We start from the raw sequence: 14,367 nt of genomic DNA, 5'->3' as shown, positions 1-14,367 counted from the left end.
TATTGCTATTTTAGGAAAAACAAATTTTGGCATGCTTTTTGCTTATAAAAGAGTGTAAAAACAAACTAATTGAAAAGGAGTGTACTAGATGGTTTCTATTATCATTAGTGGACATGGACAATTTTCATTGGGCTTGTTAGATGCCTTCGAAATGATTTTTGGCAAAGATGCTGATGTACGAGCAATTCCATTTTTTAAAGGTGAAGGATTACCTCAAATGCAGGAAAAATTCCAACAAACCATTGAGCAAATTGAACCAACTAAGGAAGTGTTAATTTTAGTTGATGTATTTGCAGGAACGCCTTATAATGCCGCTTCGCAAATAGCTTATCAGAATGAACGAGTGGATATATTGACCGGCGTAAATTTACCAATTTTACTTGAAGCTGCTGCAGCAAAGGAACAGCTCAATTTAATTCAGCTTATTGAAAAGTTAAAACAAGTTGCAGTAGATAGTCACAAGAATTTTCGTTCAGTATTAGCCAAAAGTGCTAAAACAGATGATGAGGAGGAAGATTTATTATGAAAATTGAATTAGCTAGAATTGATGATCGTTTTATTCATGGACAAGTATTAACAAAGTGGGTGAAATTAAAACCAATCAATCGAATTATTGTTGTTTCCGATGCAGTGGCTAATGATGAAATGCGTAAAACATTGATATTATCGGTAGCACCTGCAAATGTAAAGGCAAGTGCAGTAGGTGTAGACAAAATGGTTCGGGCTTTTCATTCGCCACGATATACTGATGAAACGGCGATGTTATTATTTGAAAGACCAGAAGACATCTTAGAATTAGTCCAAAAGGGGGTGCCATTGACTGAGGTAAATGTAGGAGGCATGCGTTTTGAAAAGGATCGTACACAAATTACCAAAGCGGTAAGTGTATCAGAAAGTCATATTGAAGCCTTTAAACAATTACACGATCTAGGAGTAAAATTAGAACTTCGACAATTACCAGGAGATACAAGTGTAGACTTTTATAAAGAATTGCAAAATCATTTAGGATAAAAGGAGCGGATTAATGTGAGTGTAATTCAAATTATTTTGTTACTAGTGGTTGCCGGAATTACCGGGATGGGAAGTGTTTTGGATGAAGCGCAGACGCAGCGTCCATTGGTTGCATGTACACTAGTAGGGCTTGTTTTGGGAAATCTAACGACCGGAGTGATTTTGGGTGGAACATTAGAAATGATGGCTTTAGGCTGGATGAATGTAGGGCTTGCGATGGCGCCTGATACCGCGATTGCTTCCGTTATTTCTACGATTTTAGTAACAACCGCGCACCAAAGTATCGGTAAAGGAATTGCCATTGCTATTCCCCTTGCCGCAGCAGGTCAAGCCTTAACGATTTTTGTGCGAACAATCACCGTATTTTTCATTCATCGTGCAGATAATTACGCAGCTAAAGGTAATTTTAGAGGAATTGAAATTATGCATTTAACGGCGCTATCATTGCAAGCGTTACGAGTTATGATTCCAACATTTATTATTTCAATGATTAGTGCAGAAGCTGTAAGTAAGTTCTTAAATGGTATTCCAGAAGTGATTACCGGTGGTTTGCAGATTGGTGGAGGGATTATCGTTGTTGTCGGTTACGCGATGGTTATTAATATGATGGATGTGCCATATTTAAAACCATTCTTCTATATGGGATTCTTGTTCGCAGCCTTTACAAACTTCAATTTAGTTGGTTTCGGTGGCTTAGGCTTATGTCTAGCATTATTATATGTTCAATTGAAATATAATGTTCTAGAAAAGCTTACACCGGTTTCGGCAGCTGTTAGTGCGAATAGTGCAACCCCGGTTGATGATGATTTAGATGATGATCTAGATGCGTAAGGAGGACTTGAAATGGAGAAAAAATTAACCAAAAAAGATATTCACAGTATGTTTTTACGTTCAAATTTACTATTAGGCTCATTTAACTTTGAACGTGTACAAAGTATGGGATTTTGCTTTGTTATGATTCCAGCTTTAAAACGTCTATATGCGCCAGGCAAAGAACGTAATGAGGCTTTACAACGACATCTAGAATGGTTCAATACGCATCCATGGTTGACAGCACCTATTTTTGGGGTTGTTGGTGCGATGGAAGAAAAACGCGTCAATGAAGGGGATATGCCGGGAACTTCTATTTCTGCCATGAAAATCGGTTTAATGGGTCCATTAGCTGGGGTAGGGGATCCGATCTTTTGGGGAACAGTTCGCCCAGTATTAGCTGCGCTAGGGGCATCCTTAGCGATAAATGGTAATGTTGGTGGACCATTGCTATTCTTTATTTCAATTAATATTATTCGCTTATTAACCAAATACTTTGGACTAACATTAGGTTACGAAAAAGGAAATGAAATCATCAAGGAAATGGCTGGTAATCGAGTGAAAAAACTTACAGAAGGTGCATCTGTGGTTGGATTATTCGTTATGGGTGCCTTGGTGAATAAGTGGACAACGATTAATATTCCAATTGTTGCTACCCGCATAAAAAATGCTGATGGTAAAGTAGTCACACAAACCGTTCAAAATGTTTTAGATAGTATCATGCCTGGAATGTTAGCGTTGATTTTGACCTTGTTTGTCGCTTGGCTATTGAAGAAAAATGTGAATCCATTATTGATTATCCTATTTATTTTTATCCTAGGTATTGCAGGGAAGGCGTTTGGTTTCTTGGGATAATGAATAAATATGGTAGATAGATTGATTGAAGAGGATTCAGTAATTATCATAATATAGTAAAAAACGAATGCTTGTCGTGTAGTTGTTTTAAAGCAACTTTGGTATTTCACAGGCATTCGTTTTTTTATGGTTTATGATTTATCTGATAGTGATCAATACAATTTTCCACTAATTATGCGTTCTTTTAGATTTAAGACTTTGGTTTCGATGTCTTTCATGACCTGTAAAAATATTTCATCACTGTGATTGCTAGGATCCATTAGTCCCCAATCTTCACGATATTTACAAGGCAGATAAGGACAATCTACATTGCAACCCATGGTGATTACGATATCTACTTCAGGAATTTCAGCAAGTAGTTTGGAGTATTGTTGTTTTTCCATATCGATTTGGTAGTGTTGTTGCATCAATCTAACGGCATCGGGATTAATTTGTGGTTTAATCTGCGTACCAGCCGAATAACTATCGAAAGCATCACTAGCTAGTTTTTTGGCTAACGCTTCAGCAATCTGTGAACGACAGGAATTATGGACACAGATAAAAGCAACTTTAGGTTTGGTCATCATTTCACTCCTTAAAAATCAGCATTTTTAATGGCTACTTGTCCGATTTGATTTATTCATATATTCCATAGGTTTGAGCGACATCTTGAACCAAGATGATACCATTACCTGGTTGATCGATGGCTAAATCTTCACGAATGGCTTCAATAATAACGGAGGCTTGGTCTTTTTTTGCTAGGATTAAGACGACTTCTTTTTCTGGTTCGATATCCATAGCAAATAATTTAGAGGTTTCGTGTATGCCGGCCCCTCTTGCGTGGATAATTGTTCCTCCTTTAGCGCCAGCTTTATTGGCAGCTTCAATCACATCTTCGGCATTTCCACGATTGACAATGGTCAAGATTGATTGATACATCGCATTCAGCTCACTTTCTTCTTGAATTGATTGATTGTTATAACAACTCACACCAACGATTTTACAAACAGGTAAGGAAAAAGCAATCCCATGGTTAGGTTTATCAAAGTGAAAGGTTTGATTTAAAACAGCTAGGGTGTGTTCACAGATGCTTTGCTCACCGGTCATCATCACAATTTCTTTACGTTGATCATTTAAGGCCAATAGATTGAATAAGGGGTGGTCAATTGTTCCGTGGGCTAAAAAAATCGTCCCACCACGCATTCCACAAGCTTTTGCTTTTTTTAAGACTTTACTACCATAGCCTTTGCTTATAATTACATAGATTTGCTGTAAATTTAAAAGATTGCTTGGCATCAAGGACGCTCCTTTCGCTGGGCTTTAATTTTAAATAAGACACCCAATAACTCTAACATAATAATTGGCATCAATGCAACCAGTGCAATCATACCAAACCCATCAATAATCACGTTGGCTGTTTCAATTTGATCAGCCGCTCCTTGAATAAAGGCGAGAATAAAGGTAGCCGTCATTGGACCAGTTGCTACGCCACCAGCATCAAAAGCAATACCAATAAATAATTTTGGCGTGACAAACATCAATCCTAAGGCAATCAGATAGCCAGGCAATAAATAGTGCCAGAGCTGAATTGGCTGAATCAATACACGCAAAACAGAAAGGGCAACGGCAATGCCTACACCGATAGCTAGTGAAAATAAGACCGCTTTTCTTTGAATATAGCCACTGGTAACCTCTTCAATTTGATCAGTTAAAACATAAACAGCCGGCTCTGATAGAATAGTCACTACGCCTAAAATAAACCCAATCATCAAGATCATGTTTGGATTAGGTAGTTTCGCCAGACTGCGCCCAATCACTCCACCAATTTCCATTAGACCTCCGTTGACTCCTAATAAGAAAATAGAAAGCCCGATGAAAACATAGATAAAGCCGATTAACAGCCTTCTAAATTCACGTTTTTTCAAATGAAAAGCAACTGCTTGTAATACAATTAAAATTACAAATAAAGGTAAAACAGAGATAAAACCATCTGTAACACTATGCTTAATTAAATGGATAAAGGGTAAGAAAAGGGCCGATTGACTATGACTAGCTTCACTAACAGGAGCCTGGATTTCATTGATAGGAGTGAGTATATTCAATAGCATGACTGCCATGATTGCCCCAGAAGAAGCAATGGCTACTAAACCAAAACTATCTTTTTCAGAGGCTTTACTATCCTTTTTTAATTTAGAAATCCCCACAGATAAAGCTAAGATAAAGGGAACAGCGAGTACACCAGTTGTCGAACCGGATGCATCAAAAGAAATTGCTAGAAAGGCTGGATTGGTAAATAAACTGCCAATAAAAATGAAACCATAGATGACTAATAATAACTTAAATAAGGGAAAATTGTAAAAAATACGTAAAAAACCAACTGCTAACATGATAGCTAGCCCCAAAGAAACGCTCATCAATAGGGAGAAGCTTTTTAAGGCTTGCTGAGTGACTTGTTCAATCTGATTGGCTAAAACAATCAAATCAGGCTCAGCCGCACAAATGAAAAAGCCAACAATTACGCCTCCTAACAAGACCAACCAGAGCTTATTGGTTTTGGCTAAAAAGCTCCCTGTTAAATCACCCAGTGGCGTAATTGCTAAATCCACGCCGATTAAGAAAATGGTCAGTCCAACGATGACTAATAGCTCACCGATTATGAAGCGGCCTAGCATATTACTAGGTACAGGTGATAAGGTAAAATGCAAAAGTAGAACTAATAAGGTAACAGGAAGTACCGAAAAGAAAACTTCTTTTGCTTTGTCTTTAATAACTGGCAAATAGGTTCCTCCTTTTTGTTTAGTTATATTAAGCATATCATGTGAGCGAAATGACTGCAAAGATAACGCTCTAACTTTATTTTACTTCGTTATGTAAAAAGAGATTGTATAAATCTTAGGTATTTTACTTAAAATCTGTTAGAATAAAAACATAAAAACTATTGATGAAAGGGTGAAACACTTGGCGTTATTACAAGCAAATATTTATTCCAACGTATTAGAAACTGAAGTGATGGTAGATGTTATCTTACCACAACAAACTGATAAAAAAATGGGAACCAATAGTGTCAGTCAGCTGCAGGATATTCCAGTGCTTTATTTATTGCATGGAATGGGTGGCAATCATAGCGTTTGGCAACGTCGGACTTCAATTGAACGATATGTACAAGCAAGAGGTTGGGCCGTAATTATGCCTTCGACTGATTTAGCTTGGTATACGGATACCCAATATGATATGAACTATTGGACGTTTATCTCTGAGGAGTTACCACAAATCTGTCATGAGTTATTCCCACAATTAACGACTAAAAGAGAAAAGACCTTTGCAGCCGGCCTTTCGATGGGAGGCTATGGCGCAGTGAAGCTAGGCTTATTGCATCCAGAAAAATTTGCAGGGATTGCCAGCCTTTCTGGTATGCTGACCTTAGTAGAAGCGAACGAACAATTATTTACTATGCGCACCAAGCAGTATTGGGAAGGTGTATTTGGACCAATGGATAGTTGGTATGGTTCAATCAATGATTTAACCTATCAAATGACTCATTACCAAAAGCCAGTAAAAAGTCAGTTCTTTATTTGCTGTGGTACGGAAGATCAAATTTTGCTTTCTAGTCAGCTGGCTGCTGATATTTTACAAAAAAATGCGTTTCAAGTGACCTTCCAAACTGGTAAAGGAGCGCATGAATGGCAATTTTGGGATACTTGGATTCAAAAGGCGCTGGCTTGGTTTGATGAGCTTTTGCTACAAGCAGATAGCAAGTAGCGTCAATTATCTAATAATATAGGAGCATACTAAAAAAGAAAACGAATATTCACAGCAGGATAGAGACGCTATTTAGCTCTAAGTCTTGCTTGAATATTCGTTTTTGTTAATCAACGCTACCTGCAACTATGTTTTAACATAAAGTAATTGTTGGGCCTATTTTTTTTCGATACAAAAGAGAATAGGGGGTTGATTTTTTTGATTAATAAATTGGTATTTCAATACGTTATAGCTCTCTTGAGGCAGAGACTGACAATAGGTATCCACAGCTTGCAATTCCTCTTTACCCCCAACATGTCCGTAATAGCTCACGACGATAATTCGCCCTTTAGCAGATAGCTGAGTCAAGAGACTATCTAAAGCCTGCTTAGTTGTTGCTGGCAGTGTGATACAGTTTTTATCGCTATTGGGCAAATAGCCTAGATTAAAAATAGCTGCTTGAATCCTTTCATCTGGTTGGAGATAGTCTAAGACATACTCATGACCAGTAAGATGGAGGCTGACCCGATCGAGTAGCTTGGCCTCAGTTAATCGTTGACGAGTGGCATTGAAGGCTTGTTCTTGAATGTCAAAGGCATGCACTTTGCCACTAGCGCCGACTAATTCAGCTAAAAATAGTGTGTCATGTCCATTTCCCATGGTGGCATCGACAACGGTATCGCCATTTTTCACACATTCTTTTAAGAGCTGATGGCTAAAATGTAGGGCTGTTTTTAACATATTTTCACCTGCTTGCGAATATCAAATTTTCCTTGATAAGAATTGCGACGTAACATTTCTTGATCAATCGCATTAAGGACTTCCCATTTTTTTAGACTCCACATCGGACCGACAATAGAATCAAAAGGTGCATCGCCCGTTAAGCGATGAATAATGATTTCTTGAGGAATGAGCTCTAATTGGTCACAGATAATCTTGACGTATTCGTCAAAGCCTAATAGACGTAAGCGACCTTCATGATAATCACGTAACATACGCGTATTGCGCATCAAATGTAATAAATGCAGCTTTATCCCTTGAATATCAGAATCTAAGATGGTTCGCTTGACATTTTCCATCATCATTTCATAGGTTTCACCAGGTAAACCATTGATTAAGTGAGTGCAAACACGAATATGATGCTTGCGTAATTTGGCCACTCCCTCTAGATAGGTTTGATAGCTATGCGCACGATTGATTAAGTCACTCGTTTGTTCATAGGTGGTCTGTAAGCCTAACTCTACCCATAAATATAAACGTTCATTTAATTCAGCTAAGTACTCAACGACCTCATCTGGTAAGCAATCTGGACGTGTACCGATAGATAGGCCAACTACTCCTGGTAAATTGACGACCTGCTCAAAGCGCTCTTTAATGACAGCAAGCGGGGCATGTGTATTGGTAAAATTTTGAAAATAGACGATATATTGATCGACAGTCGGCCATTTTTGATGCATCATGTCGATTTCTTTTTTAAATTGAATAGGTAGTGGATCTTCAGGGGCGACAATCATATCACCAGAGCCAGAGACACTACAAAAGGTACAACCTCCATGGGCTACGGTACCGTCACGATTAGGGCAATCAAAGCCACCATCGATGGGGACTTTAAAAATTTTCTCGCCAAATTGTTGTCTTAAGGCATAATTCCATGAATGATAACGTTTATTTTTCGCTTCAGCATATTTAAATTGCATTTCATTACCTGCTTTCCACATTTTTAGAGTTGTTTTTTTGTAAAGCGCCAAACAAAGCGTTTTTCTAAATAGATTGGATAAGTAAAGCATAACCAGCTTAGGCCAAGACAAAAGCCAGCGATGACATCACTTGGATAATGGACACCTAGATAAATGCGACTTACCCCAATCAAGAAAATAAATAGGGCTAACAGCACCTGACCGATTTTTTGATAGGTTTTATTTTGAATAAAAATCGGCAGTAAGAATAACAAAGTCCCATATAAAATCATACTACCAGTAGCATGTCCGCTTGGAAAACTCATGCCAGGTGCATAGACTAGATGCTCGCCACTAGGACGTGGACGATGAAAGAAGATTTTGGCTAAATTGGTCACTGCAAGTGCGATGCCAATTAAACCACCAGCCAGCCAAATAGCCTCAATATAGCGCTTGCCGTAGATAAAGAGCACTAAAAAGGTCACGGCTAGAATAACTACCGTACTAACATTGCCAAATTTGGTTAGCCAGCTAAAAAGCAGGGTTGCTTGTGGGCGTAGTTGCTGGATTGTCTGACTGATCGTTATATCAAAACCTTGGAGCCAATTAGGGTAAAATTTAACGACATAGCCTAAAAAGACAAAAACTAGCAAAAAGCAGCTGCCAGCAAATTGATAGTAAAGTTTGTGTTTCATCTAATGCTTCCTTTCATTGCATTTGCCAATAATCTTAGCAAAGCTTCTACAAAAATATCGATTAAAAAAGGCTGAAAATAGCCGATAATCACTATTAAAAAGTTGACCGTTTTATTATAGCATGAACTTCCTTTCTTTCCTAATGATGACAAATACTAAACAGACTCTACTGAATAATGCAAAGTTTGCCTAAGATTTTGGTAGACTGGGCGAAATAAAGTGATAAATAAAATAAGTAATTGCGCTAAATTTAGGAAAAATTTTAGAAATATTGATGGACTTCGTGTATAATGAACTGTGAATAAGTTGGCTAATCATTAATGAATGTGCTAGCTTTAGGTGATTGATAATTTGAGATATTTTAATATGGATATGCAGGGAATAAATTTGGATAGTTAGATGAAGAAGTGTAAAAATATCGGAGGATGAAGATGAGTAAGCATTATAATCGAAAAATTAATAGACAAGCGCAAATAAAAACCAATCGCTATCGTAAATTAAGTAAAACAGCGGCTGTGATGGGGACAACAGTAACAGCTGTTTCTGTGGCAGCCCCAATGATTCCTACTACTCAAGTGCAGGCTGATAATATTGCGCAATATAGTAGCACAAGTTCACAGCAGCAATTTATTAATCAAATTGCCCCTTATGCACAATCTGTTGCTTCGGCTAATGATTTGTATGCTTCTGTTATGATGGCACAAGCGATTTTGGAAAGTGCATGGGGTCAAAGTGCCTTAGCGCAAGCGCCAAATTATAATTTATTCGGGATCAAAGGTAGCTATAATGGTCAAACAGTGTATATGAATACCTTGGAATTTTTAAATGGCCAATGGGTAACAAAGAATGAACCTTTTAGACGTTATCCTTCATATGGAGAGTCATTTGCCGATAACGCCCGTACCTTAAAAACGGTTTCTTTCCAGTCAGGAGTTTATTATTATGCGGGTGCATGGAAGAGCAATACAACTTCTTATCGCGATGCTACAGCTTGGCTAACTGGACGCTATGCGACTGATCCGAATTATGCTTCTTCGCTAAATCGCATTATTGAAACCTATGGACTTACCCAATATGATACACCTGCTTCTGGAAATGCAACCATTACACCTGGTAGTGCTACAACTGGTGGAAGTGGCTCAGTGGCGTCTTATTCAACTTATACAGTTGTGTCAGGAGATACCTTATGGGTAATTGCTAATCGCTTTGGGGTGTCTATTGCGCAATTAAAGAGCTGGAATGGTTTGGCTGGAGATACAATCTATGTGGGCCAAAAATTAACAATCCAAACAGGAACCGGTAATACAGCGGTTAGTGTACCGACTACACCAACGCCTGCGCCAAGTATTACCACTCCAAGTAGCACCTCGGGGCAAACTTATACAGTTGTTGCTGGGGATTCAGTTTGGAAAATTGCTAACCAATTTGGTATTTCTATGGATAATTTGCGTAGCTGGAATAATATTCAAAACAATCTTATTTATCCAGGACAGGTGTTAAAGGTTAGTCAATCAACCACTACTACACCGAGTGTGTCTACACCATCGACAACACCAACTAAACCTGCACCAAGCCAAGTAGCTACATCACCAAGTACCTCGACAGCAAGCTACACGGTAAAGGCAGGCGATAGCTTGTGGGCGATAGCGACCAAACATGGCTTATCAGTTGCGCAATTAAAGAGTATGAATAGTTTAAGTAGCGATGTAATTTATCCTGGTCAACAGCTAAAGGTGAGTGCAACGTCTAATGCAACGACTACTACACCAAGCCAAGGGACTAACACGCCAACGACATCAGCGTCAAGTCAGACAGCAAGTACGCCAAGTAGCACCTCTACGACCAGCTACACGGTAAAAGCAGGCGATAGCTTGTGGGCGATAGCGACCAAACATGGCCTATCAGTTGCGCAATTAAAGAGCATGAATGGTTTAAGTAGTGATGTGATTTATCCTGGTCAACAGCTAAAGGTTAGCAAAACGGCTAGTACAACGGCAGCTACACCAACGCCGGTGACAAACAAAGCTACTACGACAGCATCAGCGCCAAGTCAGACAGCAAGTACGCCAAGCAGTGCCTCTACAGCAAGTTACACGGTAAAAGCAGGTGATAGCTTGTGGGCAATAGCGACCAAACATGGCCTATCAGTTGCCCAATTAAAAGCATTAAATCATTTAAGTTCTGATTTGATTTTTGTTAACCAAACCTTAAAATTGAAATAAATCGATTGATGAGTAAATCGCTTGAAAGAAATGGCGGATTTACTCATCAATTGTTTTTAAAATCTTGAATTTTAAAGGGAATTTTGATAGGATAAGAATAACTTAAGATTTTACACAATGAGAAGGAATAGTAAAAAGTGAGGTAGTTTAGAGAGTACATGGCTGGTGAAAATGTATCTACTAATCTTTTGAAGCTCGCCTTTTAGTGTTAAGCGCCTGAAAGTATAGTAGGGGCTTACGGTGACGACCGTTAATCCGTCAGAGGTTAGTATAATTAGTTTATTTGATTTTACTAATGAATTTAGGTGGTACCACGTCAATTTACGTCCTATAAAGAGTCACTCTTTATAGGACTTTTTTAATAAGGTTGTGAAACGACTTGATCAGCTACGAGAAAATTTGAGTGTTACTCGCCGTATGAAAAATAGTTGGTTTAAAATTTTTTCAAACGACGAGGCAAATTTTCCGAGTAGCTAGTCGTTAAACACCGTCAATAAGGTTGTGAAGCAAGTTGGTTAACTCCGAGCAAATAAGCTCGCATCTGGTAGGAAAATCCACGAATTTAAAGATTTTTCTAACCAGATGGGCTTATTTGACGAAGGAGTTACTTGCTGAACACCGTCAACAAAAGGTTGTGAAGCAGCTTGCTCAGACACGAGCGGATAAGTTTTCCAGCATGGCAGGAAAGTCATAAGGGGTAAAAAACTTTCCCAGCCAAGCTGGCTTATACGCCGAGTGTCTAGCTGCAAAACACCGTCAACAAAAGGTTGTGAAACGACTTGATCAGCTACGAGAAAATTTGAATGGTACCAATCATAAAGCATTTGTCAGAACCCTTTAGTTTGCTTAAGGTTCAAGATATACAATTATTTTAGGAGGAAATGAACGTGAATTACAATCACAAAACAATTGAGAAAAAATGGCAAAAGTATTGGGCTGCTCATAATACATTCAATACTACAACCGATCCTAATAAGCCAAAATTTTATGCATTAGATATGTTTCCATATCCATCAGGACAAGGCTTACACGTTGGGCATCCAGAAGGGTATACGGCTACAGATATTTTATCTCGTTTTAAACGCGCACAAGGCTATAATGTATTACATCCAATGGGATGGGATGCGTTTGGTCTACCTGCTGAACAATACGCTTTAGATACTGGGAATGATCCAGCTGAATTTACTAAGAAAAATATTGAAAATTTCCGTCGTCAAATTAACTCATTAGGTTTTAGTTATGATTGGAATCGCGAAGTGAATACGACTGATCCTGAGTATTATAAATGGACTCAGTGGATCTTCACTAAACTATATGAAAAAGGCTTAGCTTATGAAGCCGAAGTAGCGGTAAACTGGGTACCTGAATTAGGAACAGTTATTGCCAATGAAGAAGTGATTGATGGAAAGAGTGAGCGTGGTGGTTATGATGTCATCCGTAAACCAATGCGTCAATGGATGTTGAAGATTACTGCCTATGCGGATCGTTTATTAGATGATTTAGAGGAATTAGATTGGCCAGAAAGTATCAAAGAAATGCAAAGAAACTGGATTGGTCGTTCAGTTGGGGCAAATGTTACTTTTAAAATAGCGGGCACAGATAAAGAATTTACGGTCTTTACCACTCGTCCGGATACTTTATTTGGGGCAACTTATGCAGTAATGGCACCAGAATTAGATCTAGTAAAAGCAATCACAACTCCTGAACAAAAGGCAGCTGTTGAAAACTATATTGAACAAGCAGCGAAAAAATCAGACTTAAACCGTACAGATTTAGCAAAAGAAAAAACAGGTGTCTTTACGGGTGCTTATGCGATTAATCCAGTGAATGGCAAACAAATCCCAATTTGGATCGCTGATTATGTTTTAGCTTCATATGGAACAGGAGCAATCATGGCGGTTCCTGCGCATGACGAACGTGACTATGAGTTTGCCAAAGCTTTTGACCTTGAAATCATTCCTGTATTAGCAGGTGGCGATGTAACGAAGGCAGCTTTCACTGAAGATGGTGAACATATTAATTCTGAATTTTTAAATGGTCTAAATAAACAAGAAGCAATCGATAAAATGGTTGCTTGGTTAGAAGAAAATGGTGTAGGTAAAAAAGAAGTAAGTTATCGCCTACGTGACTGGTTATTCTCTCGTCAACGCTATTGGGGTGAACCAATTCCAATCATTCATTGGGAAGATGGAACTACAACTGCTTTAAGTGAAGACGAATTACCTTTACGTTTACCTAAAACAGATAATATTAAACCAAGTGGTACTGGAGAATCTCCATTAGCTAACATCACTGATTGGGTCAATGTAGTAGATCCAAAAACTGGCTTAAAAGGCCGCCGTGAAACCAATACCATGCCACAATGGGCAGGTAGCTCATGGTACTTCTTACGTTATGTGGATCCACATAATAAACAAGCACTCGCTGATTATGAAAAACTAAAACAATGGTTGCCAGTTGATATTTATATCGGTGGGGCGGAGCATGCGGTGCTTCACCTATTATATGCACGTTTCTGGCATAAATTCCTATACGATTTAGGCGTTGTGCCAACGAAGGAACCATTCCAAAAACTATTCAATCAAGGGATGATTTTGGGTGAAAACAACGAAAAAATGTCTAAATCACGCGGAAATGTTGTGAATCCAGATGATGTGGTGAAACAATATGGTGCAGATACCCTGCGTTTATATGAAATGTTTATGGGACCATTAGATGCCTCAATTGCTTGGAGCGAAAATGGTCTTGAAGGTAGTCGTAAATTCTTAGATCGAGTATGGCGCTTAATTGTTGATGAAAATGGTAAATTAAGAGATCGCATTACTACCTTCAATGATGGCAAGTTAGATAAAGTCTACAACCAAACCGTGAAGAAGGTAACTGAAGATTTCGAGAGCCTACACTTTAATACAGCAATCTCACAAATGATGGTCTTTGTGAATGAAGCGTATAAAGCAGATGCCTTACCTTATGCCTATATTGAAGGCTTTGTTCAATTATTGGCGCCAATTGCTCCACATATTGCCGAAGAATTATGGGAAATCTTGGGCAATGAAGGAGGTATTTCTTATGTACCATGGCCAACTTATGATGAATCAGCCTTGGTTGAATCAGAAGTTGAAATTGTATGCCAAATCAATGGTAAAGTTCGTGCCAAATTAATGGTACCAGTTGATAGCAGCAAAGAAGCTTTAGAAGAACTAGCTTTAGCTAATGAACAAGTCCAAGAACAAATTGCAGGAAAAACAATCCGTAAAGTGATTGCTGTACCAAACAAATTGGTGAATATTGTTGCTAATTAATATTCAATTATTTTATTAATAGACAACTATCAAAAGAGTCATTTGTAAGTGACAAGTGGTCTCTTTTGGTGGCTGTCTC

At 38.4% G+C, this 14,367-nt stretch carries 13 protein-coding genes and 1 other annotated feature; of the genes, 7 read left to right on the top strand and 6 right to left on the bottom strand.

Features of this window, described 5'->3' with window-relative positions:
* Positions 1-88 precede the first annotated feature (88 nt).
* From RK02_RS07550 to RK02_RS07535, 4 genes are read left to right on the top strand one after another with little or no spacing between them, the layout of a single operon-like run.
* The gene (locus tag RK02_RS07550; RefSeq protein ID WP_016183663.1) at positions 89-526 is read left to right on the top strand and encodes a mannose/fructose/sorbose PTS transporter subunit IIA; all 438 of its coding nucleotides are present in this window, start codon (positions 89-91) and stop codon (positions 524-526) included.
* Positions 523-1,011: a PTS sugar transporter subunit IIB gene (locus tag RK02_RS07545; protein ID WP_016183662.1), complete on the top strand. Its 489-nt coding sequence runs from the start codon at positions 523-525 to the stop codon at positions 1,009-1,011. Before RK02_RS07550 ends, RK02_RS07545 begins: the two co-directional genes overlap by 4 nt.
* Before the next feature lie 15 nt (positions 1,012-1,026).
* Positions 1,027-1,842 carry a PTS mannose/fructose/sorbose transporter subunit IIC gene (locus RK02_RS07540; protein ID WP_016183661.1) on the top strand — a complete coding sequence of 272 codons (816 nt, stop codon included), beginning with the start codon at positions 1,027-1,029 and terminating at the stop codon, positions 1,840-1,842.
* 12 nt (positions 1,843-1,854) lie between these two features.
* Positions 1,855-2,676, top strand: coding sequence for a mannose/fructose/sorbose PTS transporter subunit IID (locus RK02_RS07535; RefSeq protein ID WP_016183660.1), 822 nt, complete (start codon positions 1,855-1,857; stop codon positions 2,674-2,676).
* Between the two features lie 152 nt (positions 2,677-2,828).
* Here RK02_RS07535 and RK02_RS07530 read toward each other — a convergent pair whose 3' ends face one another.
* Genes RK02_RS07530 through RK02_RS07520 form a run of 3 tightly spaced genes read right to left on the bottom strand, consistent with a single transcriptional unit; the run spans position 2,829 to position 5,432 of the window.
* Positions 2,829-3,239, bottom strand: coding sequence for an arsenate reductase ArsC (locus RK02_RS07530; protein WP_016183659.1), 411 nt, complete (start codon positions 3,237-3,239; stop codon positions 2,829-2,831).
* A 52-nt stretch (positions 3,240-3,291) separates the two neighbouring features.
* Complete coding sequence (locus RK02_RS07525) at positions 3,292-3,951, bottom strand: P-II family nitrogen regulator (protein WP_016183658.1); 660 nt, start codon at positions 3,949-3,951, stop codon at positions 3,292-3,294.
* Positions 3,951-5,432 (bottom strand): DUF1538 domain-containing protein, encoded by a 1,482-nt coding sequence (locus RK02_RS07520; protein WP_016183657.1) that lies wholly within the window; start codon positions 5,430-5,432, stop codon positions 3,951-3,953. Before RK02_RS07520 ends, RK02_RS07525 begins: the two co-directional genes overlap by 1 nt.
* 181 nt (positions 5,433-5,613) lie before the next feature.
* On the opposite strand from RK02_RS07520, the gene RK02_RS07515 reads away from it, so the two are divergent.
* The gene (locus RK02_RS07515) at positions 5,614-6,414 is read left to right on the top strand and encodes an alpha/beta hydrolase (protein WP_016183656.1); all 801 of its coding nucleotides are present in this window, start codon (positions 5,614-5,616) and stop codon (positions 6,412-6,414) included.
* 156 nt (positions 6,415-6,570) lie between these two features.
* Here the strand turns inward: RK02_RS07515 and mnmM are convergent, their stop codons facing one another.
* The 3 genes from mnmM to RK02_RS07500 are packed head-to-tail and all read right to left on the bottom strand — an operon-like array spanning position 6,571 to position 8,764.
* Positions 6,571-7,134, bottom strand: a complete 564-nt coding sequence (gene mnmM, locus RK02_RS07510; RefSeq protein WP_016183655.1) for a tRNA 5-(aminomethyl)-2-thiouridylate-methyltransferase MnmM — start codon at positions 7,132-7,134, stop codon at positions 6,571-6,573.
* A complete protein-coding gene (mnmL, locus tag RK02_RS07505; RefSeq protein WP_016183654.1) occupies positions 7,128-8,090 on the bottom strand; it encodes a tRNA modification radical SAM protein MnmL/YtqA in 963 nt (320 codons plus the stop codon). Before mnmL ends, mnmM begins: the two co-directional genes overlap by 7 nt.
* A 23-nt stretch (positions 8,091-8,113) precedes the next feature.
* Positions 8,114-8,764, bottom strand: a complete 651-nt coding sequence (locus RK02_RS07500) for a phosphatase PAP2 family protein (RefSeq protein ID WP_016183653.1) — start codon at positions 8,762-8,764, stop codon at positions 8,114-8,116.
* Between the two features lie 431 nt (positions 8,765-9,195).
* Here RK02_RS07500 and RK02_RS07495 point away from each other — a divergent pair, with 431 nt between their 5' ends.
* Positions 9,196-10,986 carry a LysM peptidoglycan-binding domain-containing protein gene (locus tag RK02_RS07495; protein ID WP_016183652.1) on the top strand — a complete coding sequence of 597 codons (1,791 nt, stop codon included), beginning with the start codon at positions 9,196-9,198 and terminating at the stop codon, positions 10,984-10,986.
* A gap of 108 nt (positions 10,987-11,094) precedes the next feature.
* Positions 11,095-11,320, top strand: a binding site (T-box leader).
* A 553-nt stretch (positions 11,321-11,873) separates the two neighbouring features.
* Entirely contained in the window at positions 11,874-14,288 is a 2,415-nt protein-coding gene (leuS, locus tag RK02_RS07485; protein WP_016183651.1) for a leucine--tRNA ligase, read from the top strand.
* The last annotated feature ends 79 nt before the right edge of the window (positions 14,289-14,367 follow it).

Origin of the sequence: Enterococcus columbae DSM 7374 = ATCC 51263 (assembly GCF_000406925.1) — a bacterium.
GTDB classification, from domain to species: Bacteria; Bacillota; Bacilli; order Lactobacillales; family Enterococcaceae; genus Enterococcus_E; species Enterococcus_E columbae.
Note: the sequence above shows the minus strand (reverse complement) of the source record. Positions and strands in the feature narration are given on the sequence as shown.